The sequence below is a fragment of the Leptolyngbya sp. AN02str genome (assembly GCF_050565595.1).
In the GTDB taxonomy this organism is placed as follows: Bacteria; Cyanobacteriota; Cyanobacteriia; order Elainellales; family Elainellaceae; genus Kaiparowitsia.
Map to the genome: position 1 here is coordinate 94284 of NZ_JBNXVR010000005.1, position 25749 is coordinate 120032.

Annotated in this window: 22 protein-coding genes; 12 read left to right on the forward strand and 10 right to left on the reverse strand. The window is 51.7% G+C overall.

Annotated elements, in window-relative coordinates; translation table 11 throughout:
* The first annotated feature begins 527 nt into the window (after positions 1-527).
* The 3 genes from ACQ4M4_RS05485 to ACQ4M4_RS05495 all read left to right on the forward strand — a co-directional run bounded on the left by ACQ4M4_RS05485 (position 528) and on the right by ACQ4M4_RS05495 (position 5254).
* Positions 528-2648 (forward strand): TIGR00300 family protein, encoded by a 2121-nt coding sequence (locus ACQ4M4_RS05485; RefSeq protein ID WP_430683463.1) that lies wholly within the window; start codon positions 528-530, stop codon positions 2646-2648.
* Positions 2649-2892: 244 nt separating this feature from the next.
* A complete protein-coding gene (locus ACQ4M4_RS05490; RefSeq protein ID WP_430683464.1) occupies positions 2893-4032 on the forward strand; it encodes an FIST signal transduction protein in 1140 nt (379 codons plus the stop codon).
* Between the two features lie 7 nt (positions 4033-4039).
* A complete protein-coding gene (locus ACQ4M4_RS05495) occupies positions 4040-5254 on the forward strand; it encodes a sensor histidine kinase (RefSeq protein WP_430683465.1) in 1215 nt (404 codons plus the stop codon).
* Between the two features lie 23 nt (positions 5255-5277).
* Here the strand turns inward: ACQ4M4_RS05495 and ACQ4M4_RS05500 are convergent, their stop codons facing one another.
* Entirely contained in the window at positions 5278-5490 is a 213-nt protein-coding gene (locus ACQ4M4_RS05500) for an RNA-binding S4 domain-containing protein (protein ID WP_430683466.1), read from the reverse strand.
* A 54-nt stretch (positions 5491-5544) separates the two neighbouring features.
* Entirely contained in the window at positions 5545-6651 is a 1107-nt protein-coding gene (locus tag ACQ4M4_RS05505; RefSeq protein ID WP_430683467.1) for an ABC transporter ATP-binding protein, read from the reverse strand.
* A gap of 150 nt (positions 6652-6801) precedes the next feature.
* Between ACQ4M4_RS05505 and ACQ4M4_RS05510 the strand changes: the two genes are divergently transcribed.
* Positions 6802-8490 carry an ABC transporter permease gene (locus ACQ4M4_RS05510; protein ID WP_430683468.1) on the forward strand — a complete coding sequence of 563 codons (1689 nt, stop codon included), beginning with the start codon at positions 6802-6804 and terminating at the stop codon, positions 8488-8490.
* 37 nt (positions 8491-8527) lie between these two features.
* Positions 8528-9019 carry a pentapeptide repeat-containing protein gene (locus ACQ4M4_RS05515; RefSeq protein ID WP_430683469.1) on the forward strand — a complete coding sequence of 164 codons (492 nt, stop codon included), beginning with the start codon at positions 8528-8530 and terminating at the stop codon, positions 9017-9019.
* Between the two features lie 341 nt (positions 9020-9360).
* Here ACQ4M4_RS05515 and ACQ4M4_RS05520 read toward each other — a convergent pair whose 3' ends face one another.
* Positions 9361-10185 carry a fumarylacetoacetate hydrolase family protein gene (locus ACQ4M4_RS05520; RefSeq protein WP_430683470.1) on the reverse strand — a complete coding sequence of 275 codons (825 nt, stop codon included), beginning with the start codon at positions 10183-10185 and terminating at the stop codon, positions 9361-9363.
* A 156-nt stretch (positions 10186-10341) separates the two neighbouring features.
* On the opposite strand from ACQ4M4_RS05520, the gene rpsF reads away from it, so the two are divergent.
* The 4 genes from rpsF (at position 10342) to ACQ4M4_RS05540 (ending at position 13224) form a co-directional block, all read left to right on the forward strand.
* Entirely contained in the window at positions 10342-10650 is a 309-nt protein-coding gene (rpsF, locus tag ACQ4M4_RS05525; protein WP_430683471.1) for a 30S ribosomal protein S6, read from the forward strand.
* A gap of 114 nt (positions 10651-10764) precedes the next feature.
* A complete protein-coding gene (locus ACQ4M4_RS05530) occupies positions 10765-11772 on the forward strand; it encodes an NAD(P)/FAD-dependent oxidoreductase (protein WP_430683472.1) in 1008 nt (335 codons plus the stop codon).
* A gap of 17 nt (positions 11773-11789) precedes the next feature.
* Complete coding sequence (locus ACQ4M4_RS05535; protein WP_430683473.1) at positions 11790-12314, forward strand: Npun_F5560 family protein; 525 nt, start codon at positions 11790-11792, stop codon at positions 12312-12314.
* A gap of 283 nt (positions 12315-12597) precedes the next feature.
* A complete protein-coding gene (locus tag ACQ4M4_RS05540) occupies positions 12598-13224 on the forward strand; it encodes a DedA family protein (RefSeq protein ID WP_430683474.1) in 627 nt (208 codons plus the stop codon).
* 117 nt (positions 13225-13341) lie between these two features.
* Here ACQ4M4_RS05540 and ACQ4M4_RS05545 read toward each other — a convergent pair whose 3' ends face one another.
* From ACQ4M4_RS05545 to ACQ4M4_RS05565, 5 genes are all read right to left on the reverse strand, one after another.
* Positions 13342-14544 (reverse strand): argininosuccinate synthase, encoded by a 1203-nt coding sequence (locus ACQ4M4_RS05545; protein WP_430683475.1) that lies wholly within the window; start codon positions 14542-14544, stop codon positions 13342-13344.
* Between the two features lie 103 nt (positions 14545-14647).
* Positions 14648-15607 carry a retropepsin-like aspartic protease family protein gene (locus ACQ4M4_RS05550; RefSeq protein ID WP_430683476.1) on the reverse strand — a complete coding sequence of 320 codons (960 nt, stop codon included), beginning with the start codon at positions 15605-15607 and terminating at the stop codon, positions 14648-14650.
* Between the two features lie 235 nt (positions 15608-15842).
* Entirely contained in the window at positions 15843-16607 is a 765-nt protein-coding gene (locus tag ACQ4M4_RS05555; protein WP_430683477.1) for an MBL fold metallo-hydrolase, read from the reverse strand.
* 188 nt (positions 16608-16795) lie between these two features.
* Positions 16796-17935, reverse strand: coding sequence for a ring-opening amidohydrolase (locus ACQ4M4_RS05560; RefSeq protein ID WP_430683478.1), 1140 nt, complete (start codon positions 17933-17935; stop codon positions 16796-16798).
* Positions 17936-18123: 188 nt separating this feature from the next.
* Entirely contained in the window at positions 18124-18795 is a 672-nt protein-coding gene (locus ACQ4M4_RS05565) for a GntR family transcriptional regulator (protein WP_430683479.1), read from the reverse strand.
* A 704-nt stretch (positions 18796-19499) separates the two neighbouring features.
* Between ACQ4M4_RS05565 and ACQ4M4_RS05570 the strand changes: the two genes are divergently transcribed.
* Complete coding sequence (locus ACQ4M4_RS05570) at positions 19500-20453, forward strand: DMT family transporter (protein ID WP_430683480.1); 954 nt, start codon at positions 19500-19502, stop codon at positions 20451-20453.
* A 229-nt stretch (positions 20454-20682) separates the two neighbouring features.
* Here the strand turns inward: ACQ4M4_RS05570 and ACQ4M4_RS05575 are convergent, their stop codons facing one another.
* Complete coding sequence (locus tag ACQ4M4_RS05575) at positions 20683-21249, reverse strand: phosphoribosyltransferase family protein (protein ID WP_430683481.1); 567 nt, start codon at positions 21247-21249, stop codon at positions 20683-20685.
* A 719-nt stretch (positions 21250-21968) separates the two neighbouring features.
* Here ACQ4M4_RS05575 and ACQ4M4_RS05580 point away from each other — a divergent pair.
* Entirely contained in the window at positions 21969-23129 is a 1161-nt protein-coding gene (locus ACQ4M4_RS05580) for an ABC transporter substrate-binding protein (protein ID WP_430683482.1), read from the forward strand.
* Positions 23130-23446: 317 nt separating this feature from the next.
* Entirely contained in the window at positions 23447-24529 is a 1083-nt protein-coding gene (locus ACQ4M4_RS05585; protein ID WP_430683483.1) for a ring-opening amidohydrolase, read from the forward strand.
* Positions 24530-24610: 81 nt separating this feature from the next.
* Here ACQ4M4_RS05585 and ACQ4M4_RS05590 read toward each other — a convergent pair whose 3' ends face one another.
* Entirely contained in the window at positions 24611-25579 is a 969-nt protein-coding gene (locus tag ACQ4M4_RS05590) for an acetamidase/formamidase family protein (RefSeq protein ID WP_430683484.1), read from the reverse strand.
* Between the last annotated feature and the right edge of the window lie 170 nt (positions 25580-25749).

Sequence of the window (25749 nt, forward strand, 5' to 3'; positions counted from 1 at the left end):
ACATCAAATGTCCCAATCGGAATTGGCTGGATTGAACATCAGTTCTAGCCAGAGCAACCCTGACCTACAACAGTCGGGATTTACAATGGGGATGACAAAACACTACCCAAAAATGATTGGGAACTTTTGAAAGATACTTAACGCTAAGAGTTGGAAAGATAAGGAAGTTTAGCCATCAGAAATCGGGCAGGCTTTTTCATGCTGGCTTGAGGGCTGCAATTCGCGCTTTAGCCCACAGTTTTCGTGTTTTAGCGCACAGTTTTATGGCCCAAGAACGTGGTTCAGTGTGCCGATGTAATTGTCAGCAAGCGATAACATTCATGTCGCTTCCGTCAAGGGTGTGGCAGCAACATATTAAAATATGTGATTGGCTTGATATTCAGGATTAGTCAACCCAATTATTCTGATTGCCAGTGATCGCACGATGAAAGCGCGATCGCCTGCGTGGTTTTGTCGCCCGCAGAGATGTTTCAGATCTGCCTTGCCCCACCGTTCGTCTACCTTCTACAAGTGCCCAAGCTTTACTTATGACTTCCTCAATTCGTTTTTTGATGTGCGCTCCCGATCACTACGACGTGGATTATGTAATTAATCCGTGGATGGAGGGCAACGTTCACAAATCATCGCGCGATCGCGCCGTTGAGCAATGGCAGGGGTTGTATCACATCCTCAAAGATCGGGCAATTGTTGACCTGGTGAAGCCCCAAAAAGGTGTACCCGACATGGTATTCACCGCCAATGCGGGCTTAGTGCTAGAAGACAAAGTGGTGCTCAGCCGCTTCTTTCACAAAGAGCGCCAAGGCGAAGAACCGTTCTTCAAAGCCTGGTTCGAAGAAAACGGCTTTACCGTTTACGAGTTGCCAAAAGATTTACCTTTTGAAGGTGCGGGGGATGCCCTGCTCGATCGCGAAGGCCGCTGGCTGTGGGCTGGCTACGGTTTCCGCTCGGAGCTTGATTCCCATCCCTACCTAGCTAAATGGCTGGATATCGAAGTGCTGTCGCTGCGCCTGATGGATGAGCGCTTCTACCATTTGGATACCTGCTTTTGCCCGTTGGCTGATGGCTATCTGCTCTACTACCCTCCTGCGTTTGATGCGTACTCCAATCGGTTGATTGAAATGCGGGTGCCTGCGGCTAAGCGCATTGCCGTGGATGAGCTGGATGCGGTGAACTTTGCCTGCAACGCGGTCAACATCAATCACACCATTGTGATGAACAAGGCCACCGACGAGCTAAAAGAACGGCTGAACACGCTGGGCTTTGAAGTGGTAGAAACGCCTCTGACTGAATTTTTGAAGGCGGGTGGTGCGGCCAAGTGCCTAACCCTGCGTACGACTGAGCCGCTCATGCCGTTGCATCATGCTGTGGCCACCATCGAAAGCCGGGTCATTCAGCTGGAAGGGCATTTGCTCGATTCTGGCTTGATCAACCGTGCGCTGGATTTGATTGTGGAAGGGGGCGGCAGCTTCCAGGTGTTGAACTTTCGCCTGGGCGAACAGCGCAACAGCACCTCCTCTGCCGAAATTCGCGTGACGGCTCCCAGCCATGATGTGATGGAAAAAATCATGTCGCAGCTGATTGATATTGGTGCGGTTGCGGCTCCCCAGGAGGTGTGCGACAACCCGCTGGAAGTGGTGGATATGGACGGGGTTGCGCCTGATGATTTCTACGTCACGACGATTTACCCGACCGAGGTACGGGTGAACTGTGAGTGGGTGCGGGTGCAAAATCAGCGGATGGATGGCGCAATTGTGGTGAGCCAAACCCCCGAAGGCCCGGTGGCCGAGTGCAAGCTCTTGCGCGATCTGAAGCAGGGCGATCGCGTCATTGTGGGTGTGGAAGGGATTCGCACCGTTCGCAAGACGGAATCGCGGGAGCAGCGCACCAGCAACGACAAAGAGTTCAGCTTTATGGGCTCGGGTGTGTCGAGCGAGCGCCGAGTCGAACTGGTGGTGGAGCAAATTGCCTGGGAACTGCGCCAAATTCGCGATCGCGCTGGCAAGGTCGCCGTGGTGGCGGGGCCAGTGGTGATTCACACTGGCGGAGCCGAACATTTGTCTCAGCTGATTCGAGAAGGCTATGTGCAGGCGCTGCTGGGGGGCAATGCGATCGCCGTTCACGATATGGAGCAGGCCATGCTGGGCACCTCGCTGGGGGTGGATATGAAGCGGGGCGTGTCGGTGCGGGGTGGTCATCGCCACCACCTCAAGGTGATCAACAGTGTGCGGCGCTGCGGCAACATTGCCAATGCGGTGCAGCAAGGCGTGATCCAAAGCGGCATCTTTTATGAATGCGTCACCCACAATGTGCCATTTGCTCTGGCGGGCTCCATTCGCGATGATGGCCCCTTGCCCGACACGGAAATGGATTTGCTCAAAGCGCAGCAGGATTATGCCCGGTTGATTCAAGGTGCCGATATGATTCTGATGCTGTCGTCGATGCTGCACTCCATTGGAGTAGGCAACATGACTCCCGCTGGGGTGAAGATGGTGTGTGTAGACATTAACCCCGCCGTGGTGACCAAACTGAGCGATCGCGGCTCGGTGGAATCGGTGGGTGTGGTAACCGATGTGGGCTTGTTTTTGAGCATGCTGACCAAACAGCTCAATCGCCTAACCCGGCGCTTCGATTTGGCACAAACCGTGTAACTGGATTCCTCAACGGCGATCGCGCCCATCGTTCTCGCTTAGCCAAGAGAACTTGAAAGAAGCAAGAGCTATCTTGCTTCTTTTTTTTCGGCCATTTCACCCGACTAAACTTTCCTAAAGTTCATGATTTCTCGTTTCAAATCGGGAATACTAATCATGTTGACGCATCAGTACAGGCTGCATTCATCCCTCCTAAGTCATAAATCACCGAGACAGTTAGTACTAAAATTTGCGGATTTAGTCTATGAAAATTGAACAAGCGCTATGGTCACAACTCAACGGATGGGTGCCGTCGTCAATGGGTGATCTGGGTGCAGCGGCGCAGTTGGTGCTGTTGTTTGGTAGCCCGCAGGCGCTCCAGACCCAGTCTAATTGGGCCAATTTGCGGCAGCACTACTCCAATGCCCTCATTCTGGGCTGTTCCACCGCTGGCGAAATTTGTGATACCCGCGTGTATGATGAGTCGCTGGTGGCAACAGCCATTCAGTTCGAGCATAGCCAGGTCAAGGGGTATCAGCTTCAGCTCCAGCCTGGGGAAAGCAGTATGGACGTGGGCGATCGCTTGGGTCGGCTATTCGATCCCAACGGTTTGGTGCATGTGTTTTTGCTGTCGGATGGGCTTCAGGTGAATGGAAGCGAGCTGGTGCGTGGACTGGTGCCGCATTTGCCGCTGGGCGTGACTGTAACCGGGGGCCTATCCGGTGATGGCGATCGCTTTCAACAAACGTTGGTGTTGCTAAATGACGACCCCCAGCCTGGACGCATTGCCGCTGTGGGCCTGTATGGCGATCGCCTCAAAGTTGGCTACGGTTCTTTGGGCGGCTGGATCCCCTTTGGTCCCGAGCGCACCATTACTCAATCTCGGGGCAATGTGTTGTATCAGCTGGATGGCCAGTCTGCCCTAGAGCTGTACAAAAAATACTTAGGAGAGCACGCCGCCGAACTGCCCGCCTCGGGGCTACTGTTTCCCCTCAGCCTGCATACCCCATCGAGTCAACATCGTTTGGTGCGCACCATTCTCTCCATTAACGAGGATGAGCAAAGTATGACCTTTGCAGGCGACATGCCCGAAGGCGCAACGGCCCAGCTCATGCATGCCAGCTTTGACCGATTAGTGGATGGGGCGATCGCTGCCGCAGAAACCTGTGCAACTGCAGGCCATCCATCGCCTGAACTGGCCATTCTCATTAGCTGTGTAGGCCGCAAGCTGTTACTCAAACAGCGGATTGAAGAGGAAGTTGAAGGCGTACGAGACATGTTGGGTTCGGGCACCGTTCTCACCGGATTTTACTCCTATGGAGAAATTGCCCCGTTTACCGCTGGGGCACCCTGTGAGTTGCACAACCAAACCATGACTGTCACCACCTTCACAGAACTTTCCTAACGCTTCCATGCAAGAACCGCACCGCTTGCTACAACGTCAAATCCGACGCTACTTTGGCAGCTTTGAACAAGTTCCAGAAGGCGTCAAACCGTTTATTGATGCTGTGAATGAGGCATATTGGCAAGCTGAGGGCGATCGCACCCGGCTAGAGCGCAGCCTAGAGGTCAGTTCGCAAGAGCTGCTACAGGCCAACACGGATATGCAAAACCTGTTGCAAACGGTTGAAAAGCAAGTTGAAGATCGAACCCTAGAACTACAGCAAGCTAATGCCGAACTAGCGCTGACCCTAAACGAGTTGCAACAGGCCCAACTGCATCTTGTGCAAACGGAAAAGATGTCGTCTTTAGGGCAGTTGGTGGCTGGGGTTGCCCACGAAATTAACAACCCCATTAACTTTGTTCACGGCAACATTACCTATGCAGCAGACTACATTCATCAACTGCTGCACATCATCGAGCAATACCAAAAGCACTATCCTCAGCCCACAGCGGAGCTGCAACAGGTGCTGAGTGATATTGATCTGGACTTTATTGCCAATGATCTCACCAAACTGTTGTCTTCGATGCGCGTAGGCTCGGAGCGCATTCGGCAAATTGTGCTCTCCTTGCGCACTTTCTCCCGCATGGATGAAGCCGAAATGAAGGTGATTAGCATCCATGACGGTCTTGAAAGTACGCTGATGATTTTGCAACATCGGCTCAAGCCGAGCAATGGCTTTCCCAAAATCAACATTGTGCGGCAGTACGATGCCCTGCCCGATGTGGAATGCTACGCCGGACAACTCAATCAGGTGTTTATGAATTTAATTAGCAACGCGATTGATGCATTGGAAGGGTGTCCCAAATTTTCCATGCTCAGCGCAGAGCAAACTGCGGCAGTTGGCACAAAGCTTCAGGATGGGGTGCCGCGATCGCACGATGCCATGACCTGTTGGGAAACCCCACAGCCCACCATTTGGATTCGCACGGAGATGATGGGGGAAGATTGGGTTGCGGTTCACATTGCCGACAACGGCATTGGAATTCCCGATGCGTTCAAGCAGCGCCTGTTTGATCCCTTCTTCACCACCAAGCCCATTGGCAAAGGCACCGGACTGGGGCTATCGATTAGCTACCAAATTGTGACCGAGCGCCATCGGGGTCATCTCATCTTTCAATCTGTCCCCAACGCTGGCACAGAATTTGTAGTCAAAATTCCCGTTCGGCAACGCCAGCGCGATTAGAGGTGCCCAGGTTCAACCTGGGTTTAGCTGGCATTGTTGAGCTGTACGGTAAAGGTTTGCCCTAGGGTCATCAGGCGATCGCCCGATACTAGCTTGCGTCCGCGCCGAGTTTCCACCACGCCATTCACCTTGACCTCGCCAGCCTGAATCAGGAGCTTGGCCTCGCCGCCCGTTTGCACCAGGCCCATCAACTTGAGGTATTGATCTAACTTAATGATTGCGGGTTCATCAGTCATAGGGCGCTCATTCATCAAAAACCTTTTTCCATCCTATTGACTACTATCCTATGGCTACTGGGCCGCTACGGAGGCTGGAATTTCCTGCTGCCAATCCATGGCTTGAGTGGAGGTAAACAGTGGAATGGATGCATCGGTGACTTCCAGCCGCACTCGCGATGTTTTGGCGAGTTGGAGCTTGGTCGAGGTACGGGCATAGAGCTTGCGGCCCGACGGTGTGATTAGGCTATATCGATACTCGCGACCCAGGAATTGGCGATCGCCGACAATGACATTTCCCTGATCATCTGCGATGGGAATGATCGCTTCTTGCCGCAGCATCAGTTCGCCCTGGTGCAGCCCTTCTTCCATCGCGTGAACCAAACTGGCATCAAATTGACCAATTTCTGTGTGCCAATGGGTGCCTTGGTGAATGGCCGGAATAAAGTTGGCCTGGGTCACAAATTCTGCGACAAAGCGCGATCGCGGCTGTTGGTAAATCTCTTCGGGGGTGCCTTGCTGTTCTAGCGATCCCTGCCGCATCACCGCAATGTAGTCGGCGATCGCCATCGCTTCTTCCTGGTCATGGGTCACAAAAATGGCAGACGTGCCTGTGGCTTTCAAAATCTCTCGCACTTCCTGCCGTAGATACAGCCGCACTTGCACATCCAGGTTGCTCAACGGTTCATCCAGCAACAGTAGGGCTGGTCGAGGTGCCAAGGCGCGGGCCAGGGCCACCCGCTGCTGCTGTCCACCCGATAACTCATGGGGAAACCGTTGCTCTAGTCCCTGCAAACCGACCAGTGCGATCGCTTCTTTGACGCGATCGCGCTGGGTTTTGGGATCAACTTGCTGCAAACCAAAGGCAATGTTTTGGCCGACGGTCAGGTGTGGAAATAGGGCAAAATCCTGGAACACCATCCCCACCGAACGACGCTCAGGTGGCACCATCCGGCCTTCGCAGGCTACGGTTTGGCCGGCTAGCTCAATCGTGCCATGTTGGGGTTGCTCAAACCCGGCAATCATCCGCAGCAGCGTCGTCTTGCCACAGCCCGATGGCCCCAATAGCGCCAACACATCTCCCTCCACCAGCGTGAGTGACACCTGATGCACCGCTGGATAGGCAGCCCCAGGAAACTGACGAAAGACCTGATCGAGCAACAGAATTGACGCAGTTGACATGGCGAACGTAGAAATCTGAAAAGTTGGTGGATGACCAGGCGAACGTGAGAGAATCAGCCAGGTGGTAGTACGGGCAACTTTATTGAGAGTAACATTCAATAAGTCCCGGTCCTGCCATTTTTATAGAGTTCGTTCAAACCCGATTAACCCATGAGGCTATCTCCACCCTCGCCCCGTTCGTCGAATCTGGCTGCCCTGCAGATTTTTTTCGATAAGCTGCGCCCAGATGGATGGACGTTGTTGGTTGGCGCGATCGCCCTACTCATTGCCTCGCCCGTGTTGGTTGTGCTGATGAGCCTCTTCACTCCCTCGGCCGAGGTGTGGCAGCATTTGGTTGAGACGGTGCTGTGGCGCTACATTGGCAATTCGCTTGCTCTGATGATGGGCGTTGGCATCGGCGTCATCACCATTGGGGTGGGAACGGCATGGCTGGTTACGATGTGTCAATTTCCGGGTCGCCGCTGGTTTGAATGGGCACTGTTGCTGCCGTTGGCGGCTCCGGCCTACATTCTGGCCTTTACCTATACGGAATTTTTGGAATACTACGGCCCGGTGCAAAGTCTTTTGCGACGGCTCATGGGCTGGCAAAGTGCGGCAGACTACTGGTTCCCCAATATTCGCTCGTTGCCGGGGGCGATCGCACTGCTGACGCTCACCCTCTATGCCTATGTGTACCTGCTGGCGCGGGTGGCCTTTTTAGAACAATCGGTATGCACCCTTGAGGCCAGCCGCAGTTTGGGATGTAGCCCCTGGCGGAGCTTTCGTCGGGTGGCGTTGCCCTTGGCCCGTCCGGCGATCGCGGGGGGAACGGCCCTAGCCCTGATGGAAACCCTGAGTGACTTTGGCACCGTGCAATACTTTGCGGTGGATACCTTTACCACGGGAATTTACCGCACTTGGTTTGGCATGGGGGAACGCGCCGCTGCCGCCCAACTCGCCGCTTTTCTGATGGTGTTTGTGTTGGGTTTAATTCTGACAGAGCAATGGTTTCGCCGCCAAGGCCGCTACTACCAAGCGGGGCGTCGCACGCAGTCGGTGTCGCGCTATCTGCTGACGGGCTGGCGGCAAACGATCGCCATCATGACCTGTGCGCTACCCATTGGTTTGGGATTTGCGCTGCCAGCGCTGCTGCTGGTGCAAATGTCGCTCAGTAATTTGGCGCAGTTAACGGATGGTCAATTTTGGGCCTATGCCCGCAATAGCATGCTGTTGGCCAGCACTAGCGCCGGATTGGGAGTGGCGATCGCCCTAATTATGGCCTATGGATTGCGCCTACGCCCTTCGGCAGGCATGAGCCTGGGGGTTCGCACGGCAGCCATGGGCTATGCCATTCCAGGTTCGGTCATTGCCGTTGGAGTGTTGGTGCCGCTGGGTCGGTTCGACAATGCGGTGGATGCCTGGATGCGAGCTAACTTTGGCATTTCTACCGGACTGCTGCTCAGTGGTACCATGGTCGCGCTCGTGTTTGCCTACCTCGTTCGGTTTTTGGCGGTCGCCTTTAATACGGTGGAAGCCAGCCTTGGCCGAGTCAAGCCTAGCCTGGATGATGCTGCGCGATCGCTCGGCCACAGCCCAACGGCTACTCTCCGCAAAGTTCATGCGCCTTTAATTGGCAGTGGTTTGCTGACCGCAGCTTTGTTAGTTTTTGTCGATGTGATGAAGGAACTGCCTGCAACGTTGATTGTACGACCCTTTAATTTGGATACTTTAGCGGTGAGAGCTTACCAACTGGCCGCAGATGAGCGGTTGGCCCAGGCTGCTCTACCCGCTCTTGCTGTGGTGGTGGTTGGAATTGTTCCGGTCATCCTGCTAAGCCGCCAAATTCAACGTCAAGCCTAGTTGCATCTTGTTGTCTCCCTGATATTTTCTCGTCGCTATGTTCAAACCTGTTGCTTTACTCTCTCTAGCGATCGCGCTTGTCACGTTGACCTCCTGCGCCGAGGCCGATCCCCGCGAATCTTTTTTAGAAACCAAAGAATGCCCTAGTTGCGACCTGGCTCAAGCGAATTTTGCCGATCAAGACCTGAGCCAAGCTGTGTTGAACGAAGCCAACTTGAGCGGCGCGAACCTCAGTAACACCAACCTTACAAGCGCCCTGATGGACAAGGTAAACCTGAGCGATGCCAACCTCAACGGTGCTCAACTCAGCAAAGCTGGATTGACCTCCGCAAACTTTACGAATGCCGACCTCACCAATGCCGACCTATCGGGCGCGTACCTGCGCAATGCCAACTTCACCGGAGCCAAACTCTCCGGAGCCAACTTTACCGATGCCGACCTGCTCGGCGCAACCATTGACTACAACACCCTAAATGAAGCGACCGTTAAGGGCGCTCTCATGCCTGATGGCTCCTTTGGTCAAGACTAAACTTGGAGATGTTCTCGGCATATGGAGGCTGGTTGTGGAAGGAGCCATGGAGCCGCTCGTTTACAACTAATCTCCATACACCTCCATACATAGGAAAACATAACCGCAAACTTCATACCGTTTGGCCCGGTTTCAACCTTATTGCAATCGCTAAGCTGGTTTTGCTTGGGACTGACGCACTTCATCCGAAAATCAAAGGGTTGAATGATGGTTGGAGCACTAAGCACTCCAATCATCATTCAGCTGCGTCAGTCCTGTTGCTGTTGCAAAGACCCTTTGGCCTAGCATAGGGCCGCATGCTAGCGCCTACCTGCCAGCGGTTGACATGGGCTGTGGCTTGGCTAAGCTTCATCCAACGGTTCGACGGTAGTGCTGGTCGCTGAAACTGGGGTTGGCCGTGCCTCAACCGGATTTTCTAGCGAGCCAATGCCCTCAATTTCAACCCGAACGCGATCGCCCACCCGCAGGGCACCCACCCCCTCGGGTGTCCCCGTGAGGACCACATCCCCCGGCAGCAGCGTCATCACCTGGCTAATATAGGCCACCACAAACTCCGGCGAAAACATCATGTCGCTGATAGGAGCCGACTGCACCGGATTAGGATCATCGTTGATAAAAGTTTGCAGCAGGGCACTTGGGTTTACCTCGCGCACAATCCATGGCCCCAGCGGGCAAAACGTGTCGAACCCTTTACCCCGTGTCCACTGTCCATCCGAGCGCTGCAAATCGCGTGCGGTCACATCGTTGGCAATGGTGTAGCCCCAAATTTTGGCCCGGGCTTCCTCTGGGGTACAGTCTATGCAGCGATCGCCAATTACAACTGCCAATTCGCCTTCATAGTCCACCCGTTGCGACAGGGGCGGATACAGAATAGTTGATTCTGGTGGGATCACCGTTGTGGGCGGCTTTAAGAATAAGAGCGGCTCCTTTGGCACCTCATTGCCCAATTCAGCCGCATGTTTTACATAGTTTCTGCCAACGGCCACAATTTTAGAAGGAGCGCAGGGCGACAAAATTTGATAGCTGTCGGGCTCCAGTTCCTGCTCGGTGGGCTGCCCCTGCAGCCAGGGAGGCGCATCTAGCACTAGCACTCGGCGGTCGAGCTGTAATAATCCATAGTGCAGATGGCCCAAAAGAGTTTGAACCCGAACATACCGTTGCGCCATAAAAGTTAAATTAGTTGATGTATTCAAACCAGTGATAGAATTGTAAGTCCTTGCCTCTTGTGAAAGTGTTTATTGGCGTTGATGAAAAAACAATTTCATCGAATCCAGACTCATTTGCAAGAAGCCGTTTGTCCACAAGGAGAACCTTAAAATCCCATGGCCTACGAAACGATGTATATCGTTCGCCCCGATCTGGGCGATGACCAGCTCAATCAAGTCATCTCTAAGTACGAAACCTTCCTCAAAGAGCAAGGCGCAACCGATATCGAAATTACCATTCGTGGTAAGCGTCGCCTCGCTTATGAGATTGCCAATCAGCGAGAAGGCGTTTACGTGCAAATGAACTACGAAGCAGCCGGTAGCGCGATCGCCCCCCTAGAGCGCGCCATGCGCCTTAGCGAAGAAGTTATTCGCTACCTTACCATTAAGCCCGAAGCCGAGGTTGAACTAGCCGCTGCTGAATAGGCAAGCGACATCAGTCTAGGCTGCTTAAAACCAGGCAGCATTTTGCTTCACAAATCAGCATCTCATGTAAGCTGTTAGCCTATAGCTAACGGCTTTTTTTTGGCACACGCATCCATGAAACTGTCTAAGAAAAATCTGCACGAACGGCTGGAGCATGTTTACGATGTCATCATCGTTGGCGGTGGTGCAGGTGGGTTGTCTGCCGCCCTTTACCTGCAACGCTATCGCCTATCGTGCCTGGTAATTGAAAAGGGGCGCGGCCGATCGTTTTGGATGCAAGATTTACGCAACTATCTAGGATTGCCGCCCAATACGCCAGGTCGAGATCTGCTGCAGCAGGGCCAAAACCACATCCTGTCTCTGGGAGCAGATTACCTGCTCGGCTTTGTCGAAGACGTGCAAGATGAAGGCGACACCTTTGCGGTCAAAGTCAAAGTGGGAAAAAAAGATAGCACTTACCCAGTCTTTCACTCCAAGTATGTGATCGCAGCAAGTGGCATTATTGACCATTTGCCCCAGCTCGACGACATGCAAAATGTGTACGACTACGCGGGCTACAACCTGCATGTGTGCATGATCTGCGATGGGTACGAGATTGCCGATACCCGATGCGGCCTCTTCGTCAACACCGAAGGCAATATCAACACCGCCTTTGTTCTCAACTGGTTTACGCCCTACATTACCGTGTTCACTCAGGGATTATTTGAAGTTGGCGAAGAAATGCGTCACAAATTGCGAGATCACGGCTATCCTTTAGTGGAGCAGCCCATTCGGCGATTTTTGGGCCATAACCACGAAATGACGGGCGTGGAATTGGTTGATGGATCGGTCGTACCGTTGGAAACTGGGCTGGTTGCAATGGGGTCGCACTACTTTAATGAGTATCTCAAGGGCTTGGACTTGGAATGGAGCGGCAGCAATCTGGTGACAGATTCGATGTGTCGTACCTCCCACCCTCGACTGTTCGCGCTAGGAGATCTTAAGGTAGGTCTCAACCAAGTATCCATTGCGGTTGCAGATGGTACATTGGCAGGAACAGCCATTTGGCGGGAAATCCGCCGAGCTTCGCCCCCCCGTCGCTGGGAAGAAAACCTTAGTGAGCCAATTGGAGCGGTATCGTGAACCACTCAACATCGTCCATGAGTTTTAATGAACTGCAGGCCGAAGTGCTGCGCCTACGCGAAGAGCTGCAAATGCGGGATCAGCTGGTACAACAGCTGTCGCAAGAGCTATTTCGTTTGGTAAAAGACAATGCCAGCGCCGTACCAACGGGTGCTTCTTCTGAGCATTCTCAAATTGAGGTGCGGGCGTTGCGAGAGCAACTGCAAGCAGTTGAGCAGCAGGTGCAGTTTTATCAAGAGCAAATTGCCTCCCGCGATGCTGAGGTGTATCAGCTGCGGCAGTCTGTACAGGAGCTAACCGATCGCTCTCGAATGCTGGAGCAGGTGGTGCAAGAGCTACCTCGGGTGTATCGCCAAAAGTTTGCTGAGCGCATTGCGCCGATTAAGGAAAAAGTGGCTGCGATTCAGCAAGAGAATCGCCGTTTGCACGCTGAGCTACAAAGCGTTAGCTACCGCTTGGCCGTTCGCAATCGCCGCAACAATCATATCGACCTACCTGCGTTTTCTCCGCCGGTGGGTGTGTCTGTAAGCCTTCCTGGTTAATTCAGTTCTGGATTTTGTTTTGTAGAAACCAACGATCTAGTTGGCTGATAAGGTTTTGAGCGATCGCCCTGGTGAATTCAGTGCGCGATCGCTCTTTTGCGTCTTGAAATCTTTGGATTCTGAGAACAGATGATCATCGGCATGTTGCCCATCGTGAGGCTAGGGAATCGGTGAATTGGCTACACGGTAGGGCAATCCCCCTGATTTCACAATTGACACGATCCCGCTCTCTAAGCCAAGATCAATGATGAGAATGAGTTAAACTTTGTGAAGGCCAATATTCATGGCGTTTGAATTGGTATCGATTGAAACCGCTCAAGAACTAGCGCATGAGTATGGCTATTGGTCGGTATTTTTAGGAATTCTGCTCGAAAATACAGGCATCCCAATTCCTGGTGAAACGATTACCCTTGTGGGTGGTTTCTTGGCGGGCAGTGGCGACCTGCAATACAAATATGTGCTGGCTAGTGCCACGGCTGGCGCTGTTGTTGGCGATAACTTAGGCTACTGGATTGGCTACTTTGGCGGCTGGCCGCTGTTAACTCGCCTGGGCAAGCTGTTTCGTATTGATGAATCCAAGTTGGTGGAAGTTCGCAATCAGTTCAGCGAAAATGCGGCAAAGGCTGTGTTTTTGGGGCGGTTTGTTGCGCTGTTGCGCATCTTTGCAGGGCCGTTGGCTGGGATTGCCCGCATGCCCTACCCTCAATTTTTGCTCTGCAATTCGGCTGGGGCGATTGTGTGGGCCGGAGCCATGGTTACCCTTTCCTATGTGGTTGGGCAAATGGTGCCGCTGGCAACGCTCATTGGCTGGGTGACGCAGTTTGGAGTAGTGGCTCTGCTGGTGGTGATTGGGGCGATCGCCCTCTCCATCTGGCTCGACAGCCGCACCAAAGAACAGCTCGGCGATTAGGCTCAAGCTGCATCACGCTTGCTCCACTCCAACCGATCAAGTTTTGCGATAAGCAAACAGCAGAGAGGCCGCCCGTTGAAGGCGGCCTCTCTGCTGTTTGCTTAACCGAGTTGCGCGTTAACCCCGAACCTTCTCAGACCAAACGCGAGTAGGCAAGCCCCACACATAAATGAAGCCTTCCGCTGCCTTGTGATCAAAGGCATCGTCTGCCCCATACGTTGCCAAATCTGGCGCGTACAGCGTGTTTTCAGACTTGCGGCCCACAATTGTGGCGTTCCCCTTAAACAGCTTGACCCGTACAACACCCGAAACCCGCTCCTGGGTTTGATCAATGAACGCATCGAGCGCGGCCTTGAGGGGGCTGTACCACAAGCCGTTGTAAATCATTTGAGAGTAGGTTTCCTCGATGCCCCGCTTGTAGTGGGTGACATCTGCCGTCAGGGTCAGGCTTTCCAAGTCGCGGTGGGCTTGAATCAGCACCAGCAGTGCAGGGGCTTCGTAGATTTCACGAGACTTGATCCCCACCAGGCGATTTTCCACCATATCGATACGGCCAACGCCATGGTTGCCCACCAACTCGTTCAGTTTGCCAACTAAATCAACGGGAGCAAATGCTTCGCCATTGAGGCGAACGGGCGTGCCTTTCTCAAATCCGATCTCCACATACTCGGGTTCGTTGGGGGTGTCGGCGATCGCCTTGGTCATGGCGTACACTTCTTCCAGCGGTTCTGTCCAAGGATCTTCTAATGGACCCGCCTCGATACTGCGGCCCAGCAGGTTTCGGTCAATACTGTAGGGCGATGATTTCTTGACTGGGGCAGGAATGCCAAACTTTTCGCCATAGGAGATCGTTTCTTCTCGGCTCATGCCCCACTCGCGGGCAGGAGCCAAAACCTTAATATTTGGATTGAGTGCGGCGATCGAGACATCAAACCGAACCTGATCGTTGCCTTTGCCAGTGCAGCCATGGGCTACAGCATCGGCTCCATATTCCTCGGCTGCCTCTACCAACAGCTTGGCAATCAGAGGCCGTGCCAGCGCTGTGGACAGCGGGTAGCGGTTTTCGTAGAGAGCATTGGCCCGAATCGCAGGAAATGCATAGTCTTGGATAAAGCTAGCCTTGGCATCGGCCACCAGCGACACTGACGCACCTGAGGTCAGCGCCTTTTCTTTAATGGGTCCCAGTTCTTCACCCTGGCCTAAATCTGCTGCCAGAGTAATGACCTCCTTTACGCCCCATTCTTCTTTGAGGTAGGGGATACACACCGATGTATCTACCCCACCCGAATATGCCAGAACGACTTTCTCGGCACGACCCATGATGACTTATCCGTAAACCACAACTCATCATTATGGGGCTAATTGGTTCAAAATCTGTTCCGCAGAGTACGGTTGAAATTTTATAACCGTGTCGCGATTGCCCCTATCGAGGCCGCCGAGGCTCAAACTCAACCATATCTTCTCGCAGCGTGATATCGAAATATTGAAAAAAATCTTGCCCCAATAAGCCAATATCCATATCGGGCAACCCTACAGCCACCGCAACATCCAGTACTTTGGCCCCTTGCACTTCCATCGAACTGACGTAGCCCATATCCAGAAGCACAATGCCGTTTACGGTGGCGGTACGCACCTGTGCGGTTGGCTCAACCTGGAGCAATTGCGCCATTTCGGGGGTAATTAAGGTGCCGCTTGCCCCCGTATCCAGCATCATGGGAAACGTTTGGTTTCCGTTGAAGGTGACGTTAATGACGGGAATTCCGCCCATGCGCTCAATGACAGGTGCCCGGTAAATGCCTGTATAGTTGAGTGATGCTTTCGCCAGGGATGGGGTTCTAGAGACTTGCCGCAGGGCTAAGTCGCTTACTGTGCGCAGGTTCGCTCCCACAAACATCATCAGCAAGGAAACCAGAGTGACAAAGGCGACCTGTTGACCTGAGAGGTAATTGGCCGGTTTGGATGAAACCGAACGGCTTGTTAGGGGTGGGTGCGATCGCCCAGAAGGAGACTCCGCAGTAACCGGAGCGGAAATTTCACCTGTGGGCACGGTTGGAGTGGCCTCAATGGTTGGAGTGGCCTCAGTGGACACGGGTGTCAAAGATAGGGTTTGGCTCCAAGCTGGAGCGGTTGCCAAGCGTTGACGACCCTGAATCTGAACAGTGCGAATGTCCGCAGCGTTGAGCTTTTGCAGACTGTTCTTTAAGTAGGGAATAAGTATCTGTTCGTTGGGGACTTGTCCCCCTTCCAACATGAGGTGAAGACAATGGCCTTGAAGCGCGGCATGGGCACGCAAATCTTGCGCGCTGAGAGCCTGGTTGATGAGATGGGCGATCGCTTTTGGGTTGCCTGCTCTAGCTAAACGAAGCACATGTGGAGTGTCCATGCTGCATCAGAAACAAACATTAAGGTTCGCAAACAGCAAGCCTAATAAAAGGCTCGCGAACTCAATTTGGGGGGCAAACTTGGGGCGAAGTTTGGCGATTTTCTAGAAATAGCGGATGGGGAGTTCCTTCAAGCTTACAGCTTAGCATGGGTGCCAATTGTCACTCGTGCACCCACTGGCAGAAATCTAGGGAGCCAAGCACGAACTGGCATGGCGTTGTAGGAAAAGGCATCTGCTATACCGCCATGCCTTCTAGCAAAAGGCGCTCGCCCGGTTTTGGATCAATCACCTGTGTGGACAAACTATGCTCTGTCAGCAGCGCTTGAAATTCTGCAACGGTTCCTGTTGTTTTCAAAACTTTGGACAATACACCTTCGAGATGGACATCGCCTCCGGCTGCCGTTGCCAACATATAGCGAGGTTGAAGCCACGTTGCTAACTGGAGTGCGGTGGCCTGGCCTTTAATAATGGGGCCAACCAGCGGTAATTCCAAATTGACAATTGGCGTGATGGCAACATCGACCGGCGCTTCCTGCTGTAAAAGCGGCGCATGGTTGCCGTGCGGTTCGTAATATAGACGGATGCCTTGTTGACTGGTGATGAGGTAACCATTCTCAGTGAGCAAGGGGCCTAGTGGAGAACCCGGAACCGCTTTGATCGTGATGCGATCGCTCAGCACGTAGGATTCTCCATGGGCCAAAGCTGTAACCTGTGCAAATCCAAATGTGTTGGCTACCTTTGCGCCATTGGGCGAAGCCACAACCGGAATCGATTTATCCAGGATGTGTAGCGTGTCGGGATGGGCATGATCTTCCAAGCCCTGAGACAGCAAGATCAGGTCAATGGAGTCTGGAATGGGAAGCGGGCGATCGCGATACAGCCTGAACAACCAGTCTGCTTTGCCAAAGATCACATCACCTACCAGCCACGGGTCTAGCAACACGCGCTGTCCATCCAGCTCAATTAGCCATGAGTTGCCGTCCAGATAGGTTAAATGCATGGAGTCGGATCACTGCTTAACATTTCTTTATCCACTATACAACAGTGCTCCGATAGCCAAAATTCTCGCGAGCTGTCAGCCACACATCAAGACTGCTCCATGCTTTGCGAAAGCATTCCCATGGGCCATGAGGCTGTGACACGAGTTGCATCACAGCTTCGTGGCATACGGTTGAATGACACTGCACATTAATGACACTGCACAATCGCTGCAATCAGGTTGCTGCCTGGCGCACCCTGATGCTCATTTCCGGCTGAGGCTAAAACCATTGTGTCTCCTGCAACGGAGGCCACAATCGCGTTTGCCACGGCTTTGGCCATAATTCCTGCGTAGCCTGCCAAAAAATCGCTATGCATGGTGTGTCGCCGTCCCTGCACTGCATTGACGGCATCTGCTCCACAATTCACAAAGAGTTGAGTGATGCGTGCTTGTTGCTCAGGGGTGAGCGACGTAGTTTTATTTTGGGAGAGCAGGCCAGCAGAGTGCAGCGCAGCATACACACCAGACACATCAAGCTGATCGGTCATAACGCCATGGCCAACCCGGTAGCGACTAACGGAGCGATCGCTATTTCCCATGACCAACACGCGACAGGCCGACTGCTCCCCCCCAGCCGAGACCGACCCCCGCTGCGTATACAGTGCCCGATTGCGATTGATGACCGCATCCGTGAGTTTTTCGGCAGGAATTTCCTGTAGGGCCAGTCCAATTCCCAGGGCACAGGCTCCTTTGGCCATCGAGCTTGCCTGGTTTAAATTGGTGCTAATGACCGATGTGCCTCGTTGCTCGGCATCTTGCAATCGGGCGGGTGTCATGGCAGGGCACTTAATTTCTACACAATGCACATCATCAAGAGACGAAATGCCTGCTTGGGCGATCGCGGCTTCAACCGCTTCCGCAACCAACTTGACCTGAGTCATCGTGCCGTATTCTTCAGGCAGCAGTACCCGCGTATCTGCAATTCCAACGGTCAGGCGCTTTTCTGAAGGTGGTGATGCGGGAGCCTCAACGGTGCGTCGAGTAAACACGGTGTAATGGGGGCTCATCAATCCGCCACACAGACCAATCATCATCATCGGAATGCGATCGAACACGGCTTGAGGAGAAATATCCAAATACTCTGAAAGAAGGAGTTGCATACATAGCGATGAATACCCTCGTGCAAACCCTGTTCCTTCGGTTTGAGCAATAATGCTAACAATTTCATGGGCTTGAATTGTGCCTGACTTTAATAAAGCACTCAGTTCGCTGACATCCTCTGGAGAGGCCATGGGAAGCCGAAAAACATCAACATCGACCCATGTACTGGTAATGGATTGGTTTGCCATATCAAAATAGAGTTAGTGAAAATAAACAGCAGAACAATGAACGCAAAATTGCGGGAATGAAGCCAAGAGATGAACAAGAAACTGATAACAGCCCGCGCATGATTTGTCGATGGTGGATGACTGCCCAGGCTGGATATGCACTCTAAATGTGAGTAATCGGTCTCCTGCTTCATGAAACTGCGTCACGTTTATCCATGACTTAGCACGTTGCGTGCGGCTTCTAGCGTGGATGTAATGTGGGAAACTGCGATCGCGATCGCGCGTTCGACATCCCTTTGTCGGTAAGCATCCAGCAACTCTCGATGCTCTCGATCCGAGGATTCACGCTGCATGGGATTACCGGAAAACGACAGATTGATGTACAGATCGGCAAAGTCAGAAAGCTGTTGCAACAGCGTTTGTAAACGAACGTTAGGATGTGCCCGGTATAGCATGCCATGAAATTGTCGATTCAGTGCGAGCCAATTGGTCGGGCTCGTTTCTGCTTCCATGCAGTCCAAAAGTTTGGCGGCTGCATCCAAATCATTTTTCGTTAACTGATGAATTCCCTGGCGGATATTCAGGGGTAATAGCTCTGCTCGAATCTCAAAAATATCTTCTAGCTCGTGAATGGTTGGCGTATGAACGACTGCACCTCGAAACGCGTCCAAATCAATTAAGCCACCCGTACTGAGCTCTCGCAAAGCCTCTCGAATGGGAGTCACGCTCACATTCAACGCTTCCGCTAGCTCAGCCTGAACCAGTCGGGTTCCCGGAGCTAGTTCTCCAGAAAGAATTGCCTGACGTAAATATTCGGTGACGGTTGCTTGGGTTGTGCGAGTCAACCCTTTTACTGGGGTCAGCGGTAGCTTCGCAGTCAAGAATTTGATCTCCCAACGTAAACAAGAATGAACGTTTCTTGAAACTAATCGATTGAAGAGGAGCGAAACTTTAGAGACGGATTCACAAACCGATTCAGTCCTATTGTGATAGAAGCTAATTTTACGATTGCAATCCGATACGAGCCGACTTACGAGCCGGCTGATGAATCATCGTGTCAACCATTGTTAACGATCAATCAACGGATCTACCAGGGGATAGGGATAACCCGTCTCAATTGAAGTCGGCATCCATCCATAACAACATTCAGGCATATAGAGCAATATTCAGCAAGCTTCAGCGCTAAGGAGCGTGAGCGCTAACAAGACTAAAGCCCGGCAAGCTAGATCAACCCAGAACACCCAGGATCAAGAACACACTGAACCAGAACACACGGAGCAGTAACAACAGTAAATCTTGCTACTCTTGTTATTTCATATATCATATATGATGTGTTTGGCAAGCGATTTGTCGAAGAAAGCTTGATCTCTCAAAAGGCCATGATTTCAGGAGTGCCAGCAAAAACTTGAACTTCGCTAACCGTTCTCTGCAGCAAGGTAGTGGCTAGTGCTCTACCGTTCAGCTTGTGCCAAACGTTACCGAGTTGGCTCATCTTGCAACCTGTTCAGCAATCCGTCCACGTCGTCATCCAGCAATCCGTTGAGCTGATGGCTTGATCCGCTGTTGCCAGAGATAATGCATCGTCATGATTGGATTTATTGTTGTGATTTTAGGTTCGTTGTGCTTGGCTGGCCAAAATGTGTTGCTCCGCGTTATGTTTGCGGAAGGCAATATCTTTGGACAGTTTGCCTGGGGCGGTTTTGTGGAAGCTACAGCTGCGAATTCGCTCCTCATCTTACAAATTCGCTCTGTGATGATTTTGCCTATCATGTTGGGCTTGGCACCGCATCTATATCCTGCAACCTGGAGTACGCTACAGTTTGCAGTGCAGCCATCGCAGCGCAAGTTGTTGGCTCGGGCGGTTGCTAGCAGTAGCTTTTTGTTTTTGGGCTTGGCGCTGCTGTTTGTGGCGATCGCCTATATTCCTGCAGGTGTTGCAACGGTGTTGTTTTTCACGCATCCTGTGACAACAGGATTGTTGTCGTGGAAGCTATTTGGCGATCGCCCAACGCTGTTGCGGATTGGGGTGATGGTGATGGTGCTTGGGGGGAGTGCCTTGGTAATGCCCAGTTTATCCACTGCGACTGAATCCCAGAGTGCGATCGGGGTTGCGGCAGCGTTGGGAGCCAGTTTGGCTTATTCATTGCAGGGCATTTTGGCTCAAACTTGCTTTCAGCGCATTCATCCTGTTCCGTTTACCGTCATCAACTTTGCAGTCATGGCAGTTTGGTCTACTGTCTGCTTAATCTGGTTCAATTTCGCCATTGAACCGACCGCATGGGGGCCGATTTGGATCATTAGCGGTGTTGCTGCGCTATTAACTCTGACAGGTCAACTGCTGTACAACGTGGGAATTCATTTAGTGAGTGCGGCGTTGATGGCAATTGTTGCGGTGAGTAACCCCATCTTTACGGCAACAACGGCTTGGATTGTGCTGCAAGAAGTCTTGCAGGAGCGACAAGTTTTGGGGATTGTGTTGGTTGTGTTTGGAATTATAATTTTGGGACAGGAACGGTTGCAAAAACAACAAGATAGCTAGGCAGAGCTATCTCATCTTCAATTTCTCATCTGTTTAGATCAGGACTTACGCAAGCCCGCCAAATATAGTGTGTTGGTGTTGTGTGTGGGGTGCGAAGCACCCCACACACAACACCAATGCGTAAGTCCTGTAGATGAGAAATTGAAGATTGTACACAAATTCTGAATTTTGAGACAAGATTGGGTTTGCTTGACGGTACAGCAAAATTGAAGATTGGTTTGGTTGTTAATTAGATAGTGAATGGGATATTCGCTTGACATAATGGACAATCCTTTGGCGCAACAGCATCCATATTTTCAAGCGTGATCAACACTTCTGTAGGATAATTTAGCTCAACCTGAAATAAACCTTTGGTTGCGATTAAGCCAACTCCAATTGGTTTTGCCTGGGCCGATTCGGTAATCTGGATTAACTGTTTTACGGTGCCCCCTGTTGTTGTAATATCATCGACAATTAATACAGTTTCACCAGGCTGCAAATGAAACCCTGGAATTAGGGAGTAGTGCTCTGATTTCTGCCGTGCGATCGCAACTTCTGCGTTTAATCGTTTTGCTACTTCAAAAGCTAGGATACTGCCTGCTTCATTGGCTCCAAGCACGTATTGAATAGGCTGATCTGCAAATCGTTGGGCGATCGCATCGAATAGCGGTTGCGCTAGGTGCGGGTTACGAAATAGCTTAATGCAGCGAAAGAATCGGCTTGCATGAAAACCACTGGCTAACTGGAAATGTCCAGTCTGCAAAGCTCCTGACTGTTCAATGAGTTGAAATAGCTGGCGATCGCGTTCAGTTGTCATGAGTCAACGTTGATGGGTGCTTTAGATAACTTTGTCTGTACCAAGGTATCATGAGCTGTTCTAATCAACTTAGATAGATAGGACAAATTCGCTCATAAAACCTGTGGTTATGCGCTTGTCCGAAACAGATAGTGCGATCGCAGAAGACTTGAAAATAAGCATTCACAATAAAATTTGAAATTCAGATAGAAGAAGCTCATCATGAAGGATGAAACTCCGCATGAAATCATCGAATTAAGCTTGGTTAGATATAGATATTTGTATTGATGGGAAATATGGATTCGAAACTTTAAAAGTAATGAGTAATTAATGAGCTAATTTTCCAAAAAAAAGATGGGTAATCGTGATGCTTGATACAAATTAACCTAAGGTTATTCGTCAAAATTTAGGTCGTGGTTTTGAGTCTCCAGATCTGGATCGATCACTTCATTAAGAAGATTCTTAAAGAAGATTCTTGTTTCACCTGTTTGCTATCTTCTATCTCATGAATCGATCGTTTAAGCGCCAATTGATCTAACGTAGATTCAGTGTCATGCCTGCTCAAAAGATCTCGTACTCTGCCGATTTTAAGTGTCCAACCTTCAGAGATTCAATTGCCAAAGAAATAGGCTAAGCGCATGGTGAACTTTGGTGTATTGCCAGCCGTTACCAGCCGTTTGTTGCAATCAATTCTTCACAGGTCTACCAACTGTAGTTCTAGATAACGTCGTTAGAAAATTATGATGCACAGCTTATTGCCCAAGTCAGTCTTCAACAAAATGCTGAAGCGACAGTTCATTAGTCTCTGTCTTGCTGCCACGGCGATCGCAGGTTTGGGGGCTTGCCAATCTGTTGAAGCGCCACCCTCTGCCAGCGAATCACCATCTGCCGCCGACACAGCAGCGAGCGCTACCAACACCGAAGAGCTCACTACCGTTCGGTTCACGTTGTCCTGGTTGCTGCAAGGCGTGGATGCTCCGCTCACCCTGGCCATTGAGCGGGGCTATTTTGCGGAGGAAGGGATTGAGGTTGTTTTTGAGCGTGGTTTCGGTTCTGCTGACACGGCCAACAAAATTGCCGCAGGCCAATACGACATGGGATTTGGCGATATGTATTCCATGATCGAATTTAATGAGCGCAATCCTGATCAAAAGCTTGTCGTTGTTGCTGTGCCCTATAACAAAGCTCCCTTTGCCCTAGTGACGCTCAAGGAGAGTGGCATCGACTCAGTAGCAGAATTTGAGGGGAAAAAGCTGGGTGCTCCGGCAGGAGATGCGCCCCGACGATTGTGGTCGGTGCTGGCCGATGAGGTTGGAGTTGAGTCTGAATCGGTTGAGTGGGTTACGATGGAGCCTCAACTGCGGGAAAGCTTCTTGCTGCAAGGAGAGGTGGATGGTATTAGCGGCTTCATCTACTCCATGCTGCCGTCTATTTTGAAAGGTGGCAAAACACTGGATGACCTGAACATTTTCTACTACAAAGACAATGGCTTGGACTTTTACGGCAACGTTGTGATTGCCCAGCCAGCGTTTTTAGAGCAAAACCCTGATGCAGTTAGGGGATTTTTGCGGGCTTACATGCGCGGGATGCAGGATGTTCTGCGTGATCCAGAGGCGGGTCTTGCCAGTGTGATTGCTGCTGGGGATGAACTGATGGATCCCGAAGCAGAACGGCTGCGGTTGCGACTGGCTATTGAAAACCTGCTGGTGAATGAAGAGGTACGACAGTTTGGGCTAGGAACGGTTGATCCAGCTCGATTGGAAACCACGATTCAACAAACGGTAGAGGGCTTTGGATTACAGCAAGTTCCTGCGATAGACGAGGTGTTTGTGGATGACTATTTGCCACCTTTGGAAGAGCGCCAACCACCCGCAGACTCGGAGCTGGGTGCATTAAGCTAAGCCACATTGTATTGCGATGTAAATACTTTTGGGCACCACGGCGATATTGTGGAATTCTTGCTATGCCTGAGTTCCGCAATATCGTTTTTATGCTTGAAGCAAGCTCTTATACATTCTTTTTGGCTTGGATAACCCAGCCAAGTAGGGTTTGTAGCAATGAAGTCGAGGAGTTCGTTAAAGGATTCAAGTTCGCTTGAGATGATCACTCGCTGGCTTTTGTTGGATCGTTTTAACTCAACGGGCTTAACCGTAGTATTGGCGGAGCGATTCATGTTTTATCGTATCAACGCAGTTTAGATGCAGAGGAGCGCGATCGCATGCAGGTCAACGTGTTCAAAATTCCACAACAGGGGCCAGATGATGTCTGTGGCTTGGCAGAACTAGTTGAGCAGGGCCGCATTGACCCCGCCTCTATTGTGGCTATTTTGGGCAAAACCGAGGGTAATGGCTGCGTCAACGACTTTACGCGAGGATTTGCAGTGCAGTCGTTGCAACAGTACTTGGCAGAAAAGATTGGGATTACCGCTGCCAGACGCATTATTTACGTGATGTCTGGCGGCACGGAAGGTGTGTTGAGTCCCCACTTAACCGTGTTTACTCGGGAGCCTGCCCAGTCTGCAATATCTCCTCGCTGGGGATTGGTGTTGGGCACCCACCACACGCGCGACTTTTTGCCGGAGGAAATTGGATCGCTGGACATGGTACACACGGTTGCAGATGGGGTCAAAGCTGCGATCGCAGAAGCAGGGCTAGAACCGGAGCATGTCCATTTTGTGCAAATTAAATGTCCACTGGTAACGGCCCATCGGACGGTGACAGCGAATCCCAGCGCAGAGTCGGCTGCGTCCGTTTTAAGCGACAGCTACAAATCCATGGCTTACTCGCGAGGAGCCTCTGCCTTGGGTGTGGCGATCGCGCTTGGGGAAGTTGCACCCGATCACATTACCGCCGAAACCGTATGCCGAGATTATGAAATTTACTCGCGTGTAGCCTCTACATCTGCTGGGGTGGAGCTGCGCAATTGCGAAATTTTGGTTTTAGGCAATGCGCCAACTTCCACGAGCGCCTATGTAATTGGTCACAGCGTGATGCAGCATGCCTTGGATACTCAAGCGATTCATCGAGCGATCGCCCAGGTGGAACAACCTGTGGATCAAATCGTGAACATTTTTGCGAAAGCAGAGGCAGATCCATCGGGATATATTTTGAATAGACGGCATACGATGCTAGATGATTCAGATATTAGCCATACGCGCATGGCCCGCGCGGTGGTGGGAGCGGTGGTGGCTTCCGTGATTCAAGATCCAATGGTGTATGTGTCTGGCGGTAGCGAACATCAGGGGCCGCCCGGCGGGGGGCCAGTGGCGGTTATTGCTCGACGAGTTGACCTTCGTTCCTAAGCAAGAGGGCTGTGCTCGCTAGGGGAACGGTTGAGAAGAAGAGGCTCAGCCCCTTTTCCATAACCGTGTTGAAGTGCGGTCTTATAATGCGATCGCTTTGGGTAATAACGATTTGGGCAGGAGCGCATGGACTCCGCGCCGGGGTGCATTGGCGACCTGCGTAATGTGAAAATGTACCGCGATACTGCACAACACATAAGCATCTTCTGCATCTAATCCCAAATAGGTTTCCAACAGCAGGATCATTTTGGTTAATGCTTGCTCACACGCCTCATCCAGACTGGGGGCAAAGCCCATGGTCATCCAGTAGTCTGGTGTTTCGACTAGGGGTAACAATGCCTGGGGAATGTGCGATCGCACCCAAACTTGAATTGTGCCGTTCATTGACGTTTCCACAGCGGTCAGGCTGACTTCGCCATCCCCCTGGGCACTGTGCCCATCCCCAATCGACAACAGCGCACCCGGCAGATAAACGGGCAGCCATAGCCGAGAGCCAGCCTGCAAATGGCGACTATCCATATTGCCGCCGTAGTCTCCTGGTGGAATTGAATTGCGGTTTGTGTCCTGGGTGGCTACCCCAATCACTCCAAAAAAGGGTTGCAACGGTACCTGAATGCCGCTGCCTGAGGGAAACTCCAGCACTTGGCGCTCTAAATCAAGCTCTATAAATCGTACCCGGGTTTGACAAAAACGCTTGGGTAATGCCCCCGCCCCCTCACGAATAAGGTTAAATGCCATAGGAACGCTGGGCACGATTTGCTCTAGATAAACTTCCAGCACGTCTCCGGGTTGGGCTTGGTCAATGTAGATTGGCCCTGTTAGCAAGTGTGGACCACTGCTGACGTGACGATCACGCGGCAGATGTTGGCAAATGTCGATTAAGCCGGGGGGCAAAAATTGCGCCGGAGCCTGCTCATACAGTTGATATCCGGTATAGGTTTCTACGGTAATGCGATCGCTCGACTGCACCACAATCGCGGGCGGCAGCGCAGATGAAAAGCCGCCAAAATGAACCGTTTCACAGGTTGCATTCAACACATGATGAGTCACTCCAATATCCTCATTTTTTGAAATGTAATGGTTAATTTCGGCATATCAATGCTGATGAAATGCCATGTGCGATTTCATTCGCACCAAATTCTACAAACCCGAACTCTTGCGCGATCGCAGCGTTCATTTTGGTATCTACTTAGCCAATCATAAAATTCAACGTCGAATCT

What these genes read in the sequence shown, in the direction of transcription:
- ACQ4M4_RS05545 (WP_430683475.1), bottom strand. Translation starts at nt 14,544, where the DNA reads ATGGGTCGTGCCGAGAAAGTCGTTCTGGCATATTCGGGTGGGGTAGAT.
- ACQ4M4_RS05555 (WP_430683477.1), bottom strand. Translation starts at nt 16,607, where the DNA reads ATGCATTTAACCTATCTGGACGGCAACTCATGGCTAATTGAGCTGGAT.
- ACQ4M4_RS05585 (WP_430683483.1), top strand. Translation starts at nt 23,447, where the DNA reads ATGCAGGTCAACGTGTTCAAAATTCCACAACAGGGGCCAGATGATGTC.
- ACQ4M4_RS05520 (WP_430683470.1), bottom strand. Translation starts at nt 10,185, where the DNA reads ATGGCGCAACGGTATGTTCGGGTTCAAACTCTTTTGGGCCATCTGCAC.
- ACQ4M4_RS05500 (WP_430683466.1), bottom strand. Translation starts at nt 5,490, where the DNA reads ATGACTGATGAACCCGCAATCATTAAGTTAGATCAATACCTCAAGTTG.
- ACQ4M4_RS05490 (WP_430683464.1), top strand. Translation starts at nt 2,893, where the DNA reads ATGAAAATTGAACAAGCGCTATGGTCACAACTCAACGGATGGGTGCCG.
- ACQ4M4_RS05530 (WP_430683472.1), top strand. Translation starts at nt 10,765, where the DNA reads ATGAAACTGTCTAAGAAAAATCTGCACGAACGGCTGGAGCATGTTTAC.
- ACQ4M4_RS05570 (WP_430683480.1), top strand. Translation starts at nt 19,500, where the DNA reads ATGATTGGATTTATTGTTGTGATTTTAGGTTCGTTGTGCTTGGCTGGC.
- rpsF (WP_430683471.1), top strand. Translation starts at nt 10,342, where the DNA reads ATGGCCTACGAAACGATGTATATCGTTCGCCCCGATCTGGGCGATGAC.
- ACQ4M4_RS05550 (WP_430683476.1), bottom strand. Translation starts at nt 15,607, where the DNA reads ATGGACACTCCACATGTGCTTCGTTTAGCTAGAGCAGGCAACCCAAAA.
- ACQ4M4_RS05515 (WP_430683469.1), top strand. Translation starts at nt 8,528, where the DNA reads ATGTTCAAACCTGTTGCTTTACTCTCTCTAGCGATCGCGCTTGTCACG.
- ACQ4M4_RS05510 (WP_430683468.1), top strand. Translation starts at nt 6,802, where the DNA reads ATGAGGCTATCTCCACCCTCGCCCCGTTCGTCGAATCTGGCTGCCCTG.
- ACQ4M4_RS05580 (WP_430683482.1), top strand. Translation starts at nt 21,969, where the DNA reads ATGATGCACAGCTTATTGCCCAAGTCAGTCTTCAACAAAATGCTGAAG.
- ACQ4M4_RS05495 (WP_430683465.1), top strand. Translation starts at nt 4,040, where the DNA reads ATGCAAGAACCGCACCGCTTGCTACAACGTCAAATCCGACGCTACTTT.
- ACQ4M4_RS05575 (WP_430683481.1), bottom strand. Translation starts at nt 21,249, where the DNA reads ATGACAACTGAACGCGATCGCCAGCTATTTCAACTCATTGAACAGTCA.
- ACQ4M4_RS05560 (WP_430683478.1), bottom strand. Translation starts at nt 17,935, where the DNA reads ATGGCAAACCAATCCATTACCAGTACATGGGTCGATGTTGATGTTTTT.
- ACQ4M4_RS05540 (WP_430683474.1), top strand. Translation starts at nt 12,598, where the DNA reads ATGGCGTTTGAATTGGTATCGATTGAAACCGCTCAAGAACTAGCGCAT.
- ACQ4M4_RS05535 (WP_430683473.1), top strand. Translation starts at nt 11,790, where the DNA reads ATGAGTTTTAATGAACTGCAGGCCGAAGTGCTGCGCCTACGCGAAGAG.
- ACQ4M4_RS05485 (WP_430683463.1), top strand. Translation starts at nt 528, where the DNA reads ATGACTTCCTCAATTCGTTTTTTGATGTGCGCTCCCGATCACTACGAC.
- ACQ4M4_RS05505 (WP_430683467.1), bottom strand. Translation starts at nt 6,651, where the DNA reads ATGTCAACTGCGTCAATTCTGTTGCTCGATCAGGTCTTTCGTCAGTTT.